Below are 18,037 nucleotides of genomic sequence, written 5' to 3'. Positions count from 1 at the left end.
CCTCAGGACTCCCACGATCCACGAACGGCCCGGGTCGCGAGGCATCGAGTTCGGTGCGGTCACCCGGGGTAACGGTTCACCTGACTTCGGGCCGAGTGCGGTTGCCTGCCCGGCGTTCACGAGACACCCCACCGACAACGTTCGACAACTGGCGGCGTGACAGACAAGTGAAAGCGGGCTCCGTCACGCTTGCCGAAGTAGTCCGGGCTGACCGCACCGCGCGTTGAGAGGAAATGCAGATGACCGCTTCTGATCCGCAACCGCATGGTTCCTACGAGGACCTCCGCTCGCTGGTCGAGAAGGTCGCGCACGCGGCCATCCAGGCCGAGATGTCCTACAACTACGACTGCAGCCTCCATGGCGACCACTACGTGCACCGAGCGTCGGGCTATGTAGTGACGAGCTTCCCTGGCCCCGGCGGTCCCCCCACCGGCGTGGTGACGTTGCGCGCCGAACCATCGGCGGGTCTGGGCGACACGCCAGAGTCAGACATCCGTTTCGATCCGACCGCCGACGTCTATGAGCCGTGGACGCAGGCCGTCGAGGATGTATTCCGCGACTGGCACGACCTGCCCAACCCCTACGACAGCTCACGATTCTCCGGTCCCGCCACGTCGGTTGAAGACGCGATCTCGGTGCTGGCCTGTGGTGGGCAGGTACCAGGAGAAACGTCCAAGCCGTCAGGCAATGCACTGGCCGCGCGGCTGTCCTTCGTGGTCTCAGAGCTGGCGCCGTTCAATGCCGCGACGGTAGACGCCTTCAGCAAGAACTTCCTCACGTGGGTCGCCCCCAGTTGTATGAATGACGCCGTGGCTGGGGCCACACTGGCCGCGGCATACCGCACCGAGGAGCAGATCTGGATTCGCTCCCGCAAGGCGATCACCCTGATCGCCGAGCAAGCAGCGAAGGCCATGTACCCCATCGGGTCGGACGCGAAGGCCGGTTGGACCCTCCTCGGCATCCTGCAAGGCGTGGTTGGCCTCTTGGTATCCGGTCCTGTGGGCGCGGTGGTCGGAGTGGCCAATACGTTGCTGTCAACGGTCGAGAAGGCAACTTCCCTGATTCCGGCGCCCCCCGACACACGCGAACTCCATGGACCCAACATGCAGGTGGTGCTCGACAACACAGCCGCAGCCGTCAAGAAGCTCAATGAGCGGATACGCACCGAGGAGCAGGCCGTCTGGGACATCCTGGACGCGATGCTTCAGGAGATGAGCGGCGCCACCGGCTCCGAGCCGAAGTTCGCTCCCCCACGCCCCGATGACCTGTTCTCCGAGACTGATCCGACTGACCTGGTCACGGCGCGCGAGGAGGTGTATGTCGATCCCGGCAAGCTCCGAACCATCGGCAACGACGACATGCGTTTCGTCGGCGAGCAAATCCGAAACACGGCGAAGGCCATCGACGTCTTCCCCGGGAGCAGCGCGTTCAGTCGACCGTCGAGCATCGGGTTGGGACCCACCGGCCCGAGCGGCCTCATCGAGGTGCTCACCGACGCGCTCACCACAGTGCTGCTGAACATGGGGCAGCACTGCATCGACGCCGGCGAGGTCTTGGCGATCGCAGCCGATGCGTTCTCGAAGACCGATGCGCACGTACGCGATCGCCTCGAGCAGCACCGCAAGGAGATCGCGGACGACCTCGGTCCTGGCGATCCGACGGCCCATCGCGACCGCCCAGGACGGGAGTACGCCTGATCTCCTGACAGACACAGGCCCGGTTGGGCAGCACACCCGACAGAGGCCCGAGCTTGGTGTCTACACCCCGCAACCACCCGACCGAGGCGTGTCACCGAGAGGCGTGGCCCTGACCAGCCATGTCACCCAGCGGTGCGTCATGCCGTCGATGAACGGGATCAGACGTTGAACCCGAGCGCGCGCAGCATCTCGCGGCCGTCGGGGGTGATCTTGTCCGGGCCCCACGGCGGCATCCAGACCCAGTTGATGTGCACGTCGTTGACCATGCCCTCAAGGGCCTGGGCGGTCTGGTCCTGGATGACGTCGGTCAGCGGGCAGGCCGCCGAGGTCAGCGTCATGTCGATGACCACGTTGGAGTGGTCCTCGATGTGCAGGCCGTAGATCAGGCCCAAGTCGACGACGTTGATGCCGAGCTCGGGGTCGACGACGTCCTTCATCGCCTCCTCGACGTCCTCGATCTTCAGGCTCGCGCCCTCGACCGTGGACGTACGCATCCCCTGCCACTCCGGGGCCTCGTGACCGTGGCCATGGCCGTGGCCCGAGTGGTCGTGACCGGAGTGGTCATGACCCGCGTGGTCGTGACCCGCGTGGTCGTGACCCGCGTGATTGTGCTCAGTGTGGTCGGTCTCAGTCATCAGTTCTCCTCGGCGACAGCCTTGGCGGTGGCGTCTTTCCACGCCATCCACGACAGCAGCGCGCACTTGATCCGGGCGGGGAACTTGGCGACGCCGGCGAAGGCGATGCCGTCCTCCAGAATGTCCTCGTCGGGCTCCACCTGGCCCTTGCCCTGCATCAGCCGCAGGAACTCCTCGTGGATGACCATCGCATCGTCGACCGTCCTGCCGACGACCAGGTCGTTGAGCACGGAGGCCGATGCCTGCGAGATCGAACAGCCGAGGGCGTCGTAGGAGATGTCCTCGATCTTGCCGCCGGCGACGTGGATCCGCAGGGTGATCTCGTCACCGCAGGTCGGGTTGACGTGGTGAACCTCTGCCTCGAAGGGGTCGCGAAGACCCTTCCCGTGCGGGTTCTTGTAGTGATCCAGGATGATCTCCTGGTACATGCTCTCGAGGTTCGCGGCAGTCATCACTGGTCCAACTTGAAGAACGTGCGTACGTATTCCAACCCCTCGACCAGCGCGTCGATCTCGGCGGGCGTGGTGTAGAGGTAGGACGACATCCGGTTGGAGGCCTGTACGCCGAACCGCTGGTGGGCCGGCTTGGCGCAGTGGTGCCCGGCGCGGATGGCGACGCCCTTGGAGTCGAGGACCTGGGCCACGTCGTGCGGATGCACACCGTCGAGCTCAAAGGAGATCGCTCCGCCGCGCTTGGCCGCGTCGGCCGGGCCGAGCACGGTCACGCCCGGGACGGTCGCGAGGCGCTCCAGCGCGTAGGCCGTGATCGCCTGCTCGTGGGCGTGGACGTTCTCCATGCCGACGTGCATGAGGTATTCGAGTGCCGCCCCGAGACCCACGGCCTCGGCGATCGGCGGCGTGCCGGCCTCGAACTTGTGCGGGATCGGCGCGTAGGTCGACTTCTCCATCGTGACCGTCGCGATCATCTCGCCGCCACCGAGGAACGGCGGCAGCGCCTCGAGCGCGGCACGCCGGCCCCACAGGACGCCGATGCCGGTCGGGCCGACGACCTTGTGGCCGGTGAAGACGAGGAAGTCGGGACGCTCCTCCTCGGCCATCGAGGCCAGGTCGATCGGCAGCACCGGCGCGGCCTGCGCGGCGTCGACGACGACCAGCGCACCGACCTCGTGGGCCTTGCGGGCGATCTCGGCGACCGGGTTGATCGTGCCGAGCATGTTGGAGACCCAGGTCAGCGCGACGATCTTGGTCGCCGGCGTGATCAGCTCGTCGATGTTCGACAGGTCGAGATCACCGGAGTCGGTGAGCCCGAACCACTTCAACGTCGCACCCGCACGCTGCGTGGCGAGCTGCCACGGAACGATGTTGGAGTGGTGCTCCATCTCGGTGGTCACGACCACGTCGCCCTCGGCCAGCGGCACGGTGTTGGCGACCAGGTTGAGCCCCTCGGAGGCGTTCTTGGTGAAGATCACCTCGTCGCGCTCGGGCGCGCCGAGGAAGCGCGCGACGGTGTCGCGCGCCCCCTCGAACGCCTCGGTGGCCTCAGCACCCAGGTGGTGCATCGCCCGGGCGATGTTGGCGTTGTGCCGCTCCAGGTGGTCGACCATGGTGTCGATCACGATCTGCGGCTTCTGCGAGGTGTTGGCGCTGTCGAGGTAGACCAGCGGGGTCTCGCCGCCGTCGAAGGTGCGCTCCAGGATCGGGAAGTCCTTGCGGACCAGATCCAGGTCGGGCAGCAGACCCTTCATGTCAGACCCCTGCCGCGACGTACTTCTCGTAGCCGTTGGCCTCCAGCTCCTCGGCCAGGTCCGGGCCACCCGACTCCGCGATCTTGCCGGCCACGAAGACGTGCACGTGGTCAGGCTTGATGTAGCGCAGGATGCGGGTGTAGTGGGTGATCAGCAGGACCGACTTGCCATCGCGGGCGCGGAAGTCGTTGATCCCCTCGGAGACGACCTTGAGCGCGTCGATGTCGAGGCCGGAGTCGATCTCGTCGAGCAGCGCGAAGGCCGGGTCGAGGATGTCGAGCTGGGCGATCTCGTGGCGCTTCTTCTCGCCGCCGGAGAAGCCCTCGTTGACCGAGCGCTGCGAGAAGGACGGGTCCAGGTGCATCTTGTTCATCGCACCGTTGACGTCCTTGACCCACGTACGCAGCTTGGGGGCCTCGCCGGTCAGCGCGGTCTTCGCGGTGCGCAGGAAGTTGGCCACGCTCACGCCGGGAACCTCGACGGGGTACTGCATCGCCAGGAACAGACCGGCCTTGGCGCGCTCGTCGACCGACATCTCCAGGACGTCCTCACCGTCGAGGGTGACGGTGCCGCCGGTGATGGTGTACTTCGGGTGGCCGGCGATCGAGTAGGCAAGCGTCGACTTGCCCGAGCCGTTGGGGCCCATGATCGCGTGGGTCTCGCCGGAGTTGATCGTCAGGGTCACGCCCTTGAGGATCTCCTTGGCACCGTCCTCGGTGTCGACCGAGACCGTGAGGTCCTTGATCTCAAGCGTGCTCATGCGGTTGCGTCCTTCTCGATAAGGGTGTTGATGTTCTTGGCGAGCTCGGCCTCGACCGTGCCGGTCAGCTTCTCCTCGAGCTCGGGGACACCGATCTGACGGATCAGGTCGTTGAAGAAGCCGTGCACGACCAGGCGCTTGGCCTCGGTCTCGGAGATGCCGCGGCTCTGCAGGTAGAAGAGCTGCTCGTCGTCGAAACGGCCGATCGCCGACGCGTGACCCGCGCCCTCGATCTCGCCGGTCTCGATCTCCAGGTTGGGCACGGAGTCAGCCCAGGCACCGTCGGTGAGGATGAGGTTGCGGTTCTCCTCATACGTCTCGATTCCCTCGGCCTCCTTGCGGATCAGCACGTTGCCGATCCAGACCGCGTGGGCCTTCTCGCCCTGCAGCGCGCCCTTGTAGATCACGTTGGACTTGGTCTTCGGCGCGGTGTGGTCGACGAAGAGGCGGTGCTCGATGTGCTGGCCGGCATCGGCGAAGTAGAGGCCGAGCGACTCCACGGAGCCGCCGGGACCGGAGTACTCCGCCGAGAAGTCGTGGCGCACCACGTCGCCGCCGAAGCTCACCGAGACGTGCTTCAGGTTGGCGTCGCGGCCGACCTTGGCGTGCTGGGTGGAGAGGTGGACGGCGTCGTCGGCCCAGTCCTGGACGGAGACGACGGTGAGGTCGGCACCGTCCTCGACGACGATCTCGATGTTGTCGGCGACGACGGCGGAGCCCTCGAAGACGAGCACGACGGTCGCCTTGGCGAACTTCTCCGCCACGATCACCGCGTGACCGGCGCCGGCGGTCTCCGAGCCGGTGCCGTGGTGGCGGATCACGGTCGCGCCCTCGACGACGGTGTCGGTCGGGATCCGCACGAGGGTCGCGCCGGTGCTGGCCGCCCAGGCCCGCGCGGAGACGCGGTCGGTCGGGACCAGACCCGAGGACCCGCGTACGTCATCGTCGGCCGCCACGGTCTCGACGGTCACACCCGCGGCCGCCTCGATCTCCACCTTGGTCGCACCGTCGGCGAACGGGGCGTCGTCGTGGATCTTGTGGAGGCGCTTGAGCGGGGTGAACCGCCAGATCTCCTCGCGACCCTTCGGCACCTCGTGGGCATCGACGTCGAAACTTCCCTCCGGGTGGAGGTGGCTCTCGACCTTGTTCATCTCGAGAGCGTCAGCTACTGCCGTCATCAGCCGACGGCTCCTTCCATCTGCAGTTCGATCAGGCGGTTGAGCTCGAGGGCGTACTCCATCGGGAGCTCCTTGGCGATCGGCTCGACGAAGCCGCGCACGATCATCGCCATCGCCTCGTCCTCGGCCATGCCGCGGGACATCAGGTAGAACAGCTGGTCGTCGGAGACCTTCGAGACGCTCGCCTCGTGACCCATCGAGACGTCGTCCTCGCGGATGTCGACGTAGGGGTAGGTGTCCGAGCGGGAGATCTGGTCGACCAGGAGCGCGTCGCACAGCACGTTGGACTTCGAGCCGTGGGCGCCCTCGTTGATCTGGATCAGACCGCGGTAGGACGTGCGGCCACCGCCGCGAGCCACCGACTTGCTCAGGATCGAGCTGGAGGTGTTCGGGGCGGCGTGCACCATCTTGGCGCCCGCGTCCTGGTGCTGGCCCTCGCCGGCGAAGGCGATGGAGAGCGTCTCGCCCTTGGCGTGCTCACCCATCAGGTAGACCGCCGGGTACTTCATGGTCACCTTGGAGCCGATGTTGCCGTCGACCCACTCCATGGTCGCGCCCTCCTCGCAGACGGCGCGCTTGGTGACCAGGTTGTAGACGTTGTTCGACCAGTTCTGGATGGTCGTGTAGCGAACCCGGGCGTTCTTCTTCACGATGATCTCGACGACCGCGGAGTGCAGCGAGTCGGACTGGTAGATCGGCGCGGTGCAGCCCTCGACGTAGTGAACGTAGGAGCCCTCGTCGGCGATGATCAGGGTGCGCTCGAACTGGCCCATGTTCTCGGTGTTGATCCGGAAGTAGGCCTGCAGCGGGATGTCGACGTGGACACCCTTGGGCACGTAGATGAAGGATCCACCCGACCACACCGCGGTGTTCAGCGCGGCGAACTTGTTGTCGCCGACCGGGATCACCGTGCCGAAGTACTCCTGGAAGATCTCCGGGTGCTCCTTGAGCGCGGTGTCGGTGTCGAGGAAGAGCACGCCCTGGGCCTCGAGGTCCTCGCGGATCGAGTGGTAGACGACCTCCGACTCGTACTGCGCGGCGACACCGGCGACGAGGCGCTGCTTCTCCGCCTCCGGGATGCCGAGCCGGTCGTAGGTGTTCTTGATGTCCTCGGGCAGGTCCTCCCACGAGGTGGCCTGCTTCTCCGACGAGCGCACGAAGTACTTGATGTTGTCGAAGTCGATGTCCGAGAGGTCGGAGCCCCAGGTGGGCATCGGCTTGCGGCCGAAGAGCTTGAGGCCCTTCAGGCGCAGGTCGAGCATCCACTGCGGCTCGGACTTCTTGCCGGAGATGTCGCGGACGATGGCGTCGTTGAGACCGCGCTGTGCCGCGGCACCGGCGACGTCCGAGTCGGACCAGCCGAACTCGTACTTGCCGATGCCCTTCAGCTCGGGGTTGAGCTCCTCGATGGAGGTCATGTCGTGACCTGCTCCTTCTTCTTCGAAACTTCGCCGGGACCGGAGGATCCAGGAGGGATGTGCGTCGTGCAGACTCCGTCGCCGTGGGCGATGGTGGCCAAGCGTTGTACGTGGGTGCCGAGCAGCTTCGCGATCGCCTCTGTCTCCGCCTCGCAGAGCTCGGGGAACTCCTGGGCGACGTGGGCGACCGGGCAGTGCTGCTGGCACAGCTGCTCACCCGCGTCATGACCGTTGATCAGCGGCAGCTCCCTGACGGAGGCCGCGTAGCCGTTGGCCGTGAACACGTTCGCGAGCACCTGCGCGGGGCTGAGGTCCGTCTCGCCGGCGGCGATCCGGTCCAGTCCCTGCTTGATGAACGCCGCGCGGCGCTCCGCGAATTCCCGCACGGCCTCCTCGCCGGCCACCTCGGAGAGGAACCGGAGCGCCTCGACCGCCAGGTCGTCGTACTTCTTCTCGAAGCCGTCCCGACCCTGGTCGGTGAGCGCGAAGAGCTTGGCCGGGCGGCCCCGCCCGCGCGTGGACGCGGTGCGCGGCTCGCGCTGCTCCACCGCCTCCTCCTCGGCCAGGGCGTCCAGGTGGCGCCTGACCGCGGCCGGGGTGAGATCGAGGCGCTTGGCCAGCGTCGCAGCGGTCTGCGGACCGTCGACGAGCAGCGACCGAGCGACCCGCTGGCGGGTGCTCTCCTCGCTGGTCTCTGCGCTGTGCCCATGAGCGGGCAGAGTGCTCTCGTCGAATTTCACAACACCATTGTGACGTTATTCCCCCGAGGGATTCAACGAAGGCAACCCTTACTAGCCCGTCGGGCGGCGACGACGTGTCGTACGTCACCACCGATCAGCCCGTCGGCATCCCGTCCAGGGTCGGGGAGGCGAGAGCGGCGACGCCGACGAAGACGGTGTCGGGCGGCAGCCAACGGGTGCCACGGTCGGAGCGGAGGACCGCGCGACCGCGTTCGAGGTCGAAGATGCCGACCCGGGTGCGGCCTCCAGAGCGCACGACCGCCACCTCACCGCGCCTGGGTCGGCGGGGGTTGATCATCAAGTCGGAGCCGGGCGGCAGGCCGCGGGAGGTGAGGTGTGCGCCGACAAGACGGTGGACCTGCGCTCCGTCCTCCGGCGCAGGCGCGGGTGATCGTTTGGCAGGCACCGGCACCGCTTCGAGAGCGACATCGAACGGCAGCGGCACGTCCCACCTGGACGCACCCCCAGTCGATCTCATGTTCGAAAGCGTACCGGTCGGCGACGGCATACGGAACCATCCGTCGCGCTGGCTGAGAGACTGCGGCCCATGACAGTCAACGACCCCACGGACTGGGAGACCGCCTACGTCCGCGGCACGACCGGCTGGGACCTCGGCGCTCCTTTGACCTACGTCGAGGAGGACGCGGCGCTGTTCGGCGAGCCCGGTAGCGCCTTCGCACCCGGCGCCGGCCGCGGACACGATGCGGCGGGGTTGGCGACAGCCGGATGGCGTACGACGGTTGTCGACGTCTCGCCGACGGCGGCCGCCTATGCAGCAGAGCACTACCCGGATCTCACCTACGTGGTCGGCGACGCGCTCGACGTCGACATCGTCCTGGACGCGACCGGCGGACCGGTGGACCTGATGTGGGACCACACCTTCTTCTGCGCGCTGCCGCCCGCCTGGCGCGGCCGCGTCGGCGACCTGGCCCGCGCGGTCGTACGCCCCGGCGGGCGGGTCGCGTCAGGGGTCTTCCCGATCGACCGGCCGAGCGAGGAAGCGGGCCCGCCATGGACGTACGTCCCCGAGGACATGACCCGCGCCCTCGGCCCCGACTTCGACCTGATCCACCTCTCCGAGCCGCGCCGACTGAACCCGCGACTGCCATGGAGCCACCGCCTCGGGATCTGGCAGCGTTCCCGAGGGTTGTGAAGCTGAGAGTGACCTATAGACCACGCTCAGCTTCACAACCCACTGCAGGCCCAGGCGGATCCTCAGTTCCCCTTCGACGGCAGCTCGTAGGCCGTCGTCTCGCTGTCCTCGCTCGTCGAGTCGACGCTGCCCACCATCAGCAGGTCACCGACCTTCGTCACCATGGTGGGAGTGGTCGCGACGGTGCCGAGGGTTTCTTCGCCACCGCCGTCGAGATCGCGACGGATCACGGCGTAGCCGGTATCGGACTGGGTGTCACGACCGATGTAGACGCCGTTCTCGTCGGCTCCCAAGAACGTGTCGCCGGCTTGGCCAGCGCGGCTCCAGAGCACGGTCCCCGAGCTCAGGTCCCAGGCTCGAAGGGCACCGTCACCGGCATCGTCAGGCCCGGACAGCTCCTCGTCGTAGGAGCCGAAGACCCGGTCGTCCACGACGTCGGCCGACCCGAGCACCGGCGTCGTGGCGACACCTTCCTGTGCCCGGCCGACGGTTCTCCCCATCTCACCGGTGCCGGGGTCGATGGTGCGCACACCCTGCGCTCCCTCGATCCAGATGTCGGCGACGATCGGACCGGTGGCGTAGACCGCACCCACGTAGGGCCGATCGCCGGGGACAGTCCACGCGCGCTGGCCGGTGTCGACGTCGAAGCCGCTGAGGCCGTCCTTCTCGGAGACCAGGGCAGTGGGACCTGTGGTGGCTACCCGACATCCGAACGAGCCCAGCTCGGCGGCACCTTGACGAGCCTTCAGCGGCTCCAGCCTGTCGCCTGTCGTCACCTCCCAGCGCTCGATCGCGCAATCGGTCGCGACCGACACGGTCGCCTCGGTCAGCCCGACCATGCCACCGCCCTCGGAGCGTCCACCGATCGACTCGAACTTCGCGGACCACACGATCTCGCCGTCGGAGGTGTCCACGACCGCGACCCGGTTGCAGCCGTGCGAGCCCGACGGATGGTCACGCACCGCGACGAGCCCGGCCTCGTTCACCGGGGAGATCTCGCACACGTTCTCCTCCAGAGGCAGATGCCAGGCCTCCTTGCCGTCGGCGAGACGTACGGCCTCGATCCGGGAGTCGTCGATGTTGGCGTAGATCCACAGCTCGTCGGTGGCCGTCCAGGAACCCGACGACAGGAACTCGGTCTCCGGACCGCCCGGTCGAGTCCACTTCTCGGTCAGAGCCGAACCCGACTCCTCCCCACAGCCCGCGAGCATCGCACCGACCAGCAGGACCGCCGTCAGAGTCGCCCATCGAGACTTCACGGGGACCAACGGTAAAGGGAGTCTGCGCTCCGGGTATCCGCTTTCCGTAAAGTGCGTCGACCGCTGGTCAGCGGTATCGCCCGCTCAGGCGAGGCGGGCGGGGAAGCCGCCGGTGGCGACCGGGCCCCAGCGCTTCGGGGTGATCCGGAGGAGGGACTTGCCCTGGTCGACCATGGCCTGGCGGTACTCGTCCCAGTCGGAGTGCTCGCCGGAGATGTTGCGGAAGTAGGTGACGAAGGCGTCGAGGGCCTCGGATCCGGAGGACGCGTCGAGGACCTCGGCGTCGCCGTCGACCTGGACCCAGGCGCCGTTCCACTCCTCGGAGAGCACCATGACGCTGACCTGCGGACGGCTGCGGGCGTTGCGGGTCTTGGCCCGCTCGGGGTAGGTCGCGATCACAATCCGCCCGTCGTCGTCGACGCCCCCGGTGACCGGCGAGAGCTGCGGAGACCCGTCGGCTCGGCCGGTCACCAGGATCATCTGGTGGCGGGGACGTACGAACTCCAGGAGCCCCTCGAGATCAACGGTCGTGTTCGTCGCGATCGTGCGTGCCATGGTCCCCAGCCTGCCAGGTGAACCCGTCCGGGTCGGTGAAGGCCTCGCCGGCGCCACCCAGGACGATCCCGTACGCGGCGGACGGGTCGAGCGCGACACCGGTCTCCTTCTCCAGGGCGTGCCGCGGGTAGATCGCGAGCTGGACCGCCCCGGGAGCGGCCTCGAACTCGGCGTACTTGCCACCGAAGCTCCGCTTCACCCCGAGCCCACGCTCGGCGTAGAACCGCTTGCTCGCCTTGACGTCGGCGACGCCGAGGAGCAGGACGATGTCGTCGATCTCCCGGGTCGCCGGCCCGTTGTCCTTCTTTCGAGAGGTCGCGAGCTTCCAGATCGAGCCGTCGGGAGCCTGGACGATGCCGCCGTAGCCCCAGAACGACTTCTCGACCGGCTTGAGCGAGGTGGCGCCGGCGGCGAGGGCCGAGTCGACGAGGCTGTCGACCGTCGAGGGCTGGCTCACGACCAGCGAGATCGTGAACGGCCGGCCGGTGCCGGTGCCCGGGCCCTGGCGTACGGAGATCTGGTCGGTGAGCCCGAAGGCCTTCTCGTAGAACGCGCGGGCGTCCGTGGGGTCGGTTGCGTCGAGGGTGATGGTCTGAAGTGTGAACATGTCTCGACCTTAGGAATCCCGGGGCCGTTGGGGCTTCTCGATTCCTGACCGCCTTGTCTGTTGATCTCCTGAGCAGAAATTGTGTCTGAGACACCGCGTCATGGCCCCCGGGGCATCACGTCTCATCCCCGCGTTGGCCGTCCTTCGGTGGGAGTTGGGCGGCCAACGTCCTGATAGCCGGCTAAGAATCCACAGGATCACAGCTACGCGATTGGGCCCCCGGCGTGCGCCTTCTTAGACTGCCGCCGTGGAATCTTCCGTCGCCAGGCCAGCTGTCGAGGTACGCGACCTGCGCATGGCCTACGGCGACAAGACGGCCGTCGACGGCCTCACGCTGAGCGTCGCCGAGGGCTCGATCACGGCCGTGCTCGGGCCGAACGGCGCCGGGAAGACGACCACCCTGGAGACGTGCGAGGGCTATCGCAAGCCCCAGCAGGGCACGGTGCGGGTGCTCGGGCTCGACCCGATCGCCGACCGCAAACAGCTGCTCCCCCGGATCGGGGTGATGCTGCAGGGGCAGGGCGCCTGGAGCGGCGTACGCGCCATGGAGATGCTCAAGCACATCGCCCGGCTGCACGCGCATCCGCTCGACGTCGACCAGCTGGCCGACCGGCTCGGTCTGGGCGAGTGCGGTCGCACCCCCTACCGGCGACTCTCCGGCGGGCAGCAGCAGCGGCTCGGGCTGGCGATGGCGCTGGTCGGCCGGCCGGAGCTGGTGTTCGTGGACGAGCCGACGGCGGGAATGGACCCGCAGGGGCGGCGTACGACCTGGGAGCTGCTGCGCGAGCTCCGCGCCGACGGCGTGACCGTCGTGCTGACCACCCACTACCTGGAGGAGGCCGAGGAGCTGGCCGACCAGGTGCACATCATCGATCGCGGCCGGATGATCGCCTCCGGCACTCCGCTCGAGCTCACCCGCGGCGGCGCGACCGCCACCGTGCGGCTGGTGGTGACCAAGCCGTTCCCGCCGGGTGCCCGCGAGTCGCTGCGCAAGGCGCTCGGTGAGGACACCGAGGTGACCCTGCTCGACGAGCGCTCGATGCGGGTCACCGGCAAGGCCGACCCGACCACCCTCGCCAAGGTGAGCCGCTGGTGCGAGGAGAACGACGTCCTCCCGGAGTCGCTGACCCTGGGCCGCAGGAGCCTCGAGGACGTGTTCCTCGATCTCACCGGAGGGCTCCATCTCACCGAGGGGATCGAGCATGTCTGAGGTGGCCACGGGGACCTTCACCCCGAAGCCCGGTGGCGCCCCGATCACCCAACAGGTGGTCGCCCAGGCGCTGATGGAGGCGAAGCTGATGCTTCGCAACGGAGAGCAGCTCCTGCTGGCCGTCGTGATCCCGGTGATGGTGCTGATCGGCGGCGTCACCGCCGGCAACGCGATCGACCTCGACCTCGGCACCGACCGCGCCTTGGTGGACATCCTGACCCCGGGCGTCCTCGCGCTGGCGATCATGTCCACGAGCTTCACCAGCCTCGCGATCGCGACCGGGTTCGAGCGGCGCTACGGCGTGATCAAGCGGCTCGGTGCCTCACCGCTGCCCCGGATCGGGCTGCTCGCCGGCAAGGTGCTCGCGCTCGGCTGCGTACAGCTCGTGCAGCTCTTCGTCATCGGCGCCGTCGGCCAGATCCTCGGCTGGACCCCCGCCGCGGGGTTCGGCACCGTCCTCGCCTTCTTCCTCGCCATCGCGATGGGCACGCTGGCCTTCGCCTCGCTCGGGCTCTTCGTCGCCGGCGTGCTGCGCGCCGAGGCGACCCTGGCCGCGGCCAACCTCATCTACCTGCTTCTTCTGGCCGGCGGTGCCGTGGTGCTGCCGCTGACCGCCTACGGCGCCTACGGCGACGTCGCCCGCTGGCTCCCGTCGGGCGCACTCGGAGAGGCGGTACGCACCGCCTTCCTCGACGGCGTCCCGGCTTGGCGAGACCTCGGCGTGCTCCTGATCTGGGCCGTCCTCGGCTCCACCCTCACCGCTAGGACCTTCAAGTGGGAATGACGACCACCGAACCCTCCACCGACCCCGGCCCCTCGGCCAGGCACAAGGTCCTCGGCTGGCTCCGCGCCCACGCGTACGGCCTCGCCATCGCCAACCTCGTCGCCAACATCGGGATCGTGGTGACCGGCGCGGTGGTCCGGCTGACCGGCTCCGGCCTCGGCTGCCCCACCTGGCCCAAGTGCACCGAGGAGTCCTACGTGACTCACGAGGCGCTCGGGATCAACGGCGTCATCGAGTTCGGCAACCGGCTGCTGACCTACGTCCTGGCCGCGATCGCCATCACCGTCGTCATCGCCGTCTGGAACCGCCGCGGCACCATCCGCACCCTGGCAGTCGTCATCGCCCTCGGTGTCCCGCTGCAGGGTGTCATCGGCGGCATCACCGTCCTCTCCGAGCTCAACCCCTATGTCGTCGCGCTGCACCTGCTCGCCTCGATGGCGATGGTCGGCCTGTGCGTATGGCTGCTCGACGACCTCCGCTCGCCGGAGCGTGAAGCCGCGCCGCGCACCGTACGCATCGCCGCCGTGGTCACCTTCGTCGTCGGCTGGCTCTCGCTCTGGCTCGGCACGGTCGTGACCGGCTCCGGCCCTCACTCCGGCGACCTCGACTCCCGCCGCACCGGCCTCGACCCGGCCCTGATGTCCCACCTCCACGCCTACGCCGTCTACGCGCTCATCGCCGCGACGCTGGTCACGCTGTGGCTGGGCCGGAAGAACGCGTACGTCCGCCGGGTCACGATCGTCCTGCTGGTCATCGAGCTGGCCCAGGGCCTGATCGGCTGGGTCCAGTACCTCACCGACCTCCCCGTCCTCTTGGTCGGCTTCCACATGCTCGGCGCCGCCCTCATCTCCGCCGGCCTCGCCCGCGTTCTGGTCTCCACCCGCGCCCGCGGCTGACCCGCTCAGCGCATCGACGGCGCTGGTAGGTCCAGCACCGTCGACCGCCGCATCCGGTGTTGGAGGTAGGCGGTCCCGAGGCGCGACCTGCCGAACCCCGCGATCGGGTTGAACCCGAGCGTGGCGGCGATCGTGTCGAGGCGAGACTGCATCGTGGAATGGTGGATGCCGAGCCTGCGTGCCGCCTCGCGCACGGACTGCGTCATGACGAGCGCGTCGACGGTCTCCATGCCCCACGCGTGCCGAGCCACCGCATCGAGGCACTCGGCGTCACGATGCCAGGCGTCGTCACCGGCCTCGGCCAGCAGCTCGACGAGACCGCCGTAGGTGTCCGCGAGCACCTGCGGCTCGGCTGGGGGCAGCGAGAGCCGTAGCGCCACCAGAGCGGTCCGGAAGGAATGGTGGAGACCGACGACCGTCGTCGCCGCGCCGATGCCGGACGGGGAGGCCTCGAAGGCGTCGTACGTCTCCGGGATGACGAGCGCATGGATCGGGCCGTAGCGGGTGCCGATCACGTCCTCGGGTCCGCTCGGGCGTCCCGACCACACCGCGAACAGGGGCGCCGCCACCACGCGGTAACGGTGGGAGGCGACCAGGCCGATCGCACCGGCTGCGGCGAGACGCTCCTCATCGGACGCCTCACGGTCGGTCAGAATCCCGAGATGTCGCCGGTTGTCGACCTCGCGCGGGCCACGACCCTGCCGGATGCGTACGGCCAGTGCCAGGCGCTCGAGGATGATCGCATCGTTGGCCAGCGCCGCACCCTCACGCTCCAGCCACACCACCATGCCCGCCGCGATCGGGGCCGACGCCTCCGCAGCCGGAGCCGGCCCCGGTCCTGGCAGGAGCTCGCCCTTGGGCCCCACGCGGATCACCCGGGTCGGGTCGCTCTGGCCGAACCCCGCCGCACAACCGGCCAGCGATGCGGCCGCGGCGAGCAGCGCACGGGTGTTGACGTTGCCGACGATCAGCTCATCGAAGCATGCGATGACCCGCAACCCGAGGCTCGCGCTCGGGTCCAGCCGGGCGATACGTCCCAGCAGATCCTGCATCTCAGCTCTCCTCTCGCGGCTCAGTCGGCAAGGATCTTCTCCACCCATCTGTTGCGGGTGCTGATCATCGAGCGCCCGACGCTGGTGTGCGGAGCGAAGATGTCGCACGCGTGGAACGCACCTGACCACACGTGCAGCTCGGCATCGCCTCCAGCACGCCAGATGCCGTTGGCGTAGGCCATCGCCTCGTCGCGGAAGATCTCGGCGGCGCCGACGTCGATGAAGGCAGGCGGAAGCCCGGACAGATCGCTCGCGCGGGCCGGGGCGATGAAAGGCGACACCTCTGGTCCACCCCGTCGGTCGCCGAGCACCGCCTGCCATCCGGTCTCGTTGCTGACCCGGTCCCACACACCGACGCCGTCGAACTGATCGGTGGACGGGGTGGTGCCACGGTCATCCAGCATCGGGTAGTCGAGCACCTGTCCGCACAGCCTGGGCCCGCCTCGATCCCGGGCGGCCAGGGCGAGGCCTGCCGCGAGCCCGCCCCCAGCGCTCGCGCCGGCAACGAGCAGCCGGTCGCTGCGTACGCTGAGGTCATCGGTGTTCCGCGCGAGCCACTCGAGTGCGGCGTACATGTCCTCGCGGGCGTACGGATCCGGGTGCTCGGGCGCGAGGCGGTAGTCGACGGTGACGAGGACAACACCGAGATCGGTGACCCAGTCGAGGCACAAGTCGAGGCCACTGAACTTGTCACCGAACATGAGGCCGCCGGAGTGCGCGTAGAGGACCGCCGGGCGCGGGCCGTCGACATCGGCCGAGCGGAGCACGGCGGCGGTGATCTCGTCGCCGCCGTGACCGGGAAAGCTCACCTCGCGCACATCGATCCGTCGGGCGGCGAACACGTCGTCCATCGGCGGCGCGGCGTAGCTGGCCCGCATGAACTCGACCAGCTCAGGCGTGACGGTGGGCGGGAACATGCCCCCGACCACGGCGAGCCCGGCCTTCAGCTCCGGGTCGAAGCCCGGGCGTGGCATCACATGCTCCGTCGACACTGACCTCCCCCTCGCACCTTTCGGTAGCCCAACTGTACGGCGGAGCAGCCGCATCCGTACCCGCCATCTGTCGGGTCGCCGAGGTCGCGATTGCGCCCTTCCGGCGGTTCCGGACCTCTGCCTCATCAGACCAGTCTGTGACCCACGACACATCTCATCGTGAGAGGACCAATCCACATGTCCGATGTACAGAAGGCCATCGAGGCCGCGAGCGGCGTCATCCAGGACAGCGTCGCGAACGGCGCGGTCCCCGGCGTCGTCGCCGGCCTGACGAACGCCGAGGAGACGCTGTTCGTCGAAGCAGCTGGGTCCCGCGCGCTCGGCGGTGACCAGCCGATGACCGAGGACACCGTCTTCAGCATCTTCTCGACGACGAAGGCCTTGACCGGCACCGTCGCGCTCCAGCTCGTGGAGAGCGGGCAGCTCGACCTCGACGCCCCGGCGAAGGAGTACGCACCGGGAATCGGCGAGCTCCAGGTGATCGACGGGTTCGCCGGCAACGGCACCCCCGTGCTCCGGCCACCCGCGTCCGAGGTGACCACCAGGCAGCTGCTGCTCCACACGGCTGGATTCGGCTACGACTTCTTCAACGAGACGTACCAACGCCTGGCGACCGACCACGGACAGCCGAGCGTGGTCACCGCGTCGCGGGCTGCGTTGCAGACGCCGCTGCTGTTCGACCCGGGGACGCGGTGGGAGTACGGCTCCAACATCGACTGGGCCGGGCAGGTGATCGAGGGCGTCACCGGGACCACGCTCGGCGAAGCGCTGAAGGAGCGCGTGCTGGACCCGCTCGGCATGACCTCGACGTCGTTCGTCCTGACCGACGAGCTGCGTTCGCGGCTGGCCACGATGCACCAACGAGACGACTCGGGCATCGTCGCGACCGACTTCGTCCTTCCTGCCGAGCCGGAGGTGCACTTCGGCGGGCATGGACTGTTCTCCACGGTCGGTGACTACCTCACCTTCATCCGGATGTGGCTCAACGACGGTGCTGCCGACGACGGCACCACCATCCTGAAGCCGGAGACCGTGGCGTGGGCGACCAGGAACGACCTGGGAGACCTCGCGGTCACGATGCTCCCGGGCGTGATCCCGTCGCTGTCGAACGACGCCGAGTTCTTCCCCGGCGATCCCAAGGGCTGGGCCTACACCTTCATGACCAACGAGAACGTCGCGCCGACGGGGCGTCCCGCCGGCGCGCTCGGGTGGGCGGGCCTTGCGAACCTCTACTACTGGATCGACCGGGAGAACAAGATCGGTGGCTACTGGGCCACCCAGATCCTCCCGTTCGCCGACCCCGGATCGGTGGGCGGCTTCCTCGACATGGAGAAGGCCGTCTACGACGCGCTCGGGTGAGCACCGACAACCGGGAGGGCTGAAGCCACCTGTGGCT

The 18,037-nt window shown here is 68.3% G+C and carries 19 protein-coding genes; 6 read left to right on the top strand and 13 right to left on the bottom strand.

Going from position 1 to position 18,037, the window contains the following annotated elements; all coding sequences use genetic code 11:
* Window positions 1–239 precede the first annotated feature (239 nt).
* Window positions 240–1,697, top strand: a complete 1,458-nt coding sequence (locus ACFU7D_RS20890; RefSeq protein WP_378870691.1) for a hypothetical protein — start codon at window positions 240–242, stop codon at window positions 1,695–1,697.
* A gap of 158 nt (window positions 1,698–1,855) precedes the next feature.
* Here the strand turns inward: ACFU7D_RS20890 and ACFU7D_RS20885 are convergent, their stop codons facing one another.
* The 8 genes from ACFU7D_RS20885 to ACFU7D_RS20850 all read right to left on the bottom strand — a co-directional run bounded on the left by ACFU7D_RS20885 (window position 1,856) and on the right by ACFU7D_RS20850 (window position 8,611).
* Window positions 1,856–2,191, bottom strand: coding sequence for a metal-sulfur cluster assembly factor (locus ACFU7D_RS20885; protein WP_355227836.1), 336 nt, complete (start codon window positions 2,189–2,191; stop codon window positions 1,856–1,858).
* Between the two features lie 140 nt (window positions 2,192–2,331).
* The gene (gene sufU, locus ACFU7D_RS20880) at window positions 2,332–2,784 is read right to left on the bottom strand and encodes a Fe-S cluster assembly sulfur transfer protein SufU (RefSeq protein WP_378731835.1); all 453 of its coding nucleotides are present in this window, start codon (window positions 2,782–2,784) and stop codon (window positions 2,332–2,334) included.
* Window positions 2,784–4,037, bottom strand: coding sequence for a cysteine desulfurase (locus ACFU7D_RS20875; protein ID WP_378870689.1), 1,254 nt, complete (start codon window positions 4,035–4,037; stop codon window positions 2,784–2,786). The genes sufU and ACFU7D_RS20875 overlap by 1 nt, the downstream gene beginning before the upstream one ends.
* 1 nt (window position 4,038) lies before the next feature.
* Complete coding sequence (gene sufC / locus ACFU7D_RS20870) at window positions 4,039–4,797, bottom strand: Fe-S cluster assembly ATPase SufC (protein WP_378731831.1); 759 nt, start codon at window positions 4,795–4,797, stop codon at window positions 4,039–4,041.
* Window positions 4,794–5,975 (bottom strand): Fe-S cluster assembly protein SufD, encoded by a 1,182-nt coding sequence (gene sufD, locus ACFU7D_RS20865; RefSeq protein ID WP_378870686.1) that lies wholly within the window; start codon window positions 5,973–5,975, stop codon window positions 4,794–4,796. Before sufD ends, sufC begins: the two co-directional genes overlap by 4 nt.
* Complete coding sequence (sufB, locus tag ACFU7D_RS20860; protein ID WP_091041037.1) at window positions 5,975–7,393, bottom strand: Fe-S cluster assembly protein SufB; 1,419 nt, start codon at window positions 7,391–7,393, stop codon at window positions 5,975–5,977. Before sufB ends, sufD begins: the two co-directional genes overlap by 1 nt.
* Window positions 7,390–8,133: a helix-turn-helix transcriptional regulator gene (locus tag ACFU7D_RS20855; protein WP_378731825.1), complete on the bottom strand. Its 744-nt coding sequence runs from the start codon at window positions 8,131–8,133 to the stop codon at window positions 7,390–7,392. Before ACFU7D_RS20855 ends, sufB begins: the two co-directional genes overlap by 4 nt.
* Before the next feature lie 94 nt (window positions 8,134–8,227).
* Entirely contained in the window at window positions 8,228–8,611 is a 384-nt protein-coding gene (locus ACFU7D_RS20850; protein WP_378870684.1) for a hypothetical protein, read from the bottom strand.
* Window positions 8,612–8,680: 69 nt separating this feature from the next.
* Between ACFU7D_RS20850 and ACFU7D_RS20845 the strand changes: the two genes are divergently transcribed.
* Entirely contained in the window at window positions 8,681–9,286 is a 606-nt protein-coding gene (locus tag ACFU7D_RS20845; protein WP_378870682.1) for a methyltransferase domain-containing protein, read from the top strand.
* Between the two features lie 62 nt (window positions 9,287–9,348).
* Here ACFU7D_RS20845 and ACFU7D_RS20840 read toward each other — a convergent pair whose 3' ends face one another.
* The 3 genes from ACFU7D_RS20840 to ACFU7D_RS20830 all read right to left on the bottom strand — a co-directional run bounded on the left by ACFU7D_RS20840 (window position 9,349) and on the right by ACFU7D_RS20830 (window position 11,707).
* Window positions 9,349–10,545 (bottom strand): PQQ-binding-like beta-propeller repeat protein, encoded by a 1,197-nt coding sequence (locus tag ACFU7D_RS20840; protein ID WP_378870680.1) that lies wholly within the window; start codon window positions 10,543–10,545, stop codon window positions 9,349–9,351.
* An 84-nt stretch (window positions 10,546–10,629) separates the two neighbouring features.
* Window positions 10,630–11,100: a PPOX class F420-dependent oxidoreductase gene (locus tag ACFU7D_RS20835; RefSeq protein ID WP_378870677.1), complete on the bottom strand. Its 471-nt coding sequence runs from the start codon at window positions 11,098–11,100 to the stop codon at window positions 10,630–10,632.
* Entirely contained in the window at window positions 11,066–11,707 is a 642-nt protein-coding gene (locus tag ACFU7D_RS20830; RefSeq protein ID WP_378870675.1) for a glyoxalase, read from the bottom strand. Before ACFU7D_RS20830 ends, ACFU7D_RS20835 begins: the two co-directional genes overlap by 35 nt.
* Window positions 11,708–11,954: 247 nt before the next feature.
* On the opposite strand from ACFU7D_RS20830, the gene ACFU7D_RS20825 reads away from it, so the two are divergent.
* The 3 genes from ACFU7D_RS20825 to ACFU7D_RS20815 are packed head-to-tail and all read left to right on the top strand — an operon-like array spanning window position 11,955 to window position 14,597.
* The gene (locus ACFU7D_RS20825) at window positions 11,955–12,917 is read left to right on the top strand and encodes an ABC transporter ATP-binding protein (protein ID WP_378870673.1); all 963 of its coding nucleotides are present in this window, start codon (window positions 11,955–11,957) and stop codon (window positions 12,915–12,917) included.
* Window positions 12,910–13,701 carry an ABC transporter permease gene (locus tag ACFU7D_RS20820; RefSeq protein WP_378731814.1) on the top strand — a complete coding sequence of 264 codons (792 nt, stop codon included), beginning with the start codon at window positions 12,910–12,912 and terminating at the stop codon, window positions 13,699–13,701. The genes ACFU7D_RS20825 and ACFU7D_RS20820 overlap by 8 nt, the downstream gene beginning before the upstream one ends.
* Window positions 13,698–14,597: a heme A synthase gene (locus ACFU7D_RS20815; RefSeq protein ID WP_378870671.1), complete on the top strand. Its 900-nt coding sequence runs from the start codon at window positions 13,698–13,700 to the stop codon at window positions 14,595–14,597. Before ACFU7D_RS20820 ends, ACFU7D_RS20815 begins: the two co-directional genes overlap by 4 nt.
* Before the next feature lie 5 nt (window positions 14,598–14,602).
* On the opposite strand, the gene ACFU7D_RS20810 is transcribed toward ACFU7D_RS20815, so the two are convergent.
* Together ACFU7D_RS20810 and ACFU7D_RS20805 are read right to left on the bottom strand one after the other, a co-directional pair.
* A complete protein-coding gene (locus ACFU7D_RS20810) occupies window positions 14,603–15,649 on the bottom strand; it encodes a helix-turn-helix domain-containing protein (protein ID WP_378870669.1) in 1,047 nt (348 codons plus the stop codon).
* Window positions 15,650–15,669: 20 nt separating this feature from the next.
* Window positions 15,670–16,623 carry an alpha/beta hydrolase fold domain-containing protein gene (locus ACFU7D_RS20805; RefSeq protein WP_378870667.1) on the bottom strand — a complete coding sequence of 318 codons (954 nt, stop codon included), beginning with the start codon at window positions 16,621–16,623 and terminating at the stop codon, window positions 15,670–15,672.
* 195 nt (window positions 16,624–16,818) lie between these two features.
* Here ACFU7D_RS20805 and ACFU7D_RS20800 point away from each other — a divergent pair, with 195 nt between their 5' ends.
* Complete coding sequence (locus ACFU7D_RS20800) at window positions 16,819–18,000, top strand: serine hydrolase domain-containing protein (RefSeq protein WP_378870664.1); 1,182 nt, start codon at window positions 16,819–16,821, stop codon at window positions 17,998–18,000.
* Window positions 18,001–18,037: the final 37 nt, after the last annotated feature.

Source organism: Nocardioides sp. NPDC057577 (assembly GCF_042801335.1).
GTDB lineage: Bacteria > Actinomycetota > Actinomycetes > Propionibacteriales > Nocardioidaceae > Nocardioides.
This window is presented reverse-complemented; position numbering and strand designations above follow the sequence as displayed.

Excerpts from the sequence above, each read along its gene's own strand:
- ACFU7D_RS20890 (WP_378870691.1), top strand. The coding sequence starts at position 240 with ATGACCGCTTCTGATCCGCAACCGCATGGTTCCTACGAGGACCTCCGC.
- ACFU7D_RS20885 (WP_355227836.1), bottom strand. The coding sequence starts at position 2,191 with ATGCGTACGTCCACGGTCGAGGGCGCGAGCCTGAAGATCGAGGACGTC.
- sufU (WP_378731835.1), bottom strand. The coding sequence starts at position 2,784 with ATGACTGCCGCGAACCTCGAGAGCATGTACCAGGAGATCATCCTGGAT.
- ACFU7D_RS20875 (WP_378870689.1), bottom strand. The coding sequence starts at position 4,037 with ATGAAGGGTCTGCTGCCCGACCTGGATCTGGTCCGCAAGGACTTCCCG.
- sufC (WP_378731831.1), bottom strand. The coding sequence starts at position 4,797 with ATGAGCACGCTTGAGATCAAGGACCTCACGGTCTCGGTCGACACCGAG.
- sufD (WP_378870686.1), bottom strand. The coding sequence starts at position 5,975 with ATGACGGCAGTAGCTGACGCTCTCGAGATGAACAAGGTCGAGAGCCAC.
- sufB (WP_091041037.1), bottom strand. The coding sequence starts at position 7,393 with ATGACCTCCATCGAGGAGCTCAACCCCGAGCTGAAGGGCATCGGCAAG.
- ACFU7D_RS20850 (WP_378870684.1), bottom strand. The coding sequence starts at position 8,611 with ATGAGATCGACTGGGGGTGCGTCCAGGTGGGACGTGCCGCTGCCGTTC.
- ACFU7D_RS20845 (WP_378870682.1), top strand. The coding sequence starts at position 8,681 with ATGACAGTCAACGACCCCACGGACTGGGAGACCGCCTACGTCCGCGGC.
- ACFU7D_RS20835 (WP_378870677.1), bottom strand. The coding sequence starts at position 11,100 with ATGGCACGCACGATCGCGACGAACACGACCGTTGATCTCGAGGGGCTC.
- ACFU7D_RS20830 (WP_378870675.1), bottom strand. The coding sequence starts at position 11,707 with ATGTTCACACTTCAGACCATCACCCTCGACGCAACCGACCCCACGGAC.
- ACFU7D_RS20820 (WP_378731814.1), top strand. The coding sequence starts at position 12,910 with ATGTCTGAGGTGGCCACGGGGACCTTCACCCCGAAGCCCGGTGGCGCC.
- ACFU7D_RS20815 (WP_378870671.1), top strand. The coding sequence starts at position 13,698 with ATGACGACCACCGAACCCTCCACCGACCCCGGCCCCTCGGCCAGGCAC.
- ACFU7D_RS20810 (WP_378870669.1), bottom strand. The coding sequence starts at position 15,649 with ATGCAGGATCTGCTGGGACGTATCGCCCGGCTGGACCCGAGCGCGAGC.
- ACFU7D_RS20805 (WP_378870667.1), bottom strand. The coding sequence starts at position 16,623 with ATGCCACGCCCGGGCTTCGACCCGGAGCTGAAGGCCGGGCTCGCCGTG.
- ACFU7D_RS20800 (WP_378870664.1), top strand. The coding sequence starts at position 16,819 with ATGTCCGATGTACAGAAGGCCATCGAGGCCGCGAGCGGCGTCATCCAG.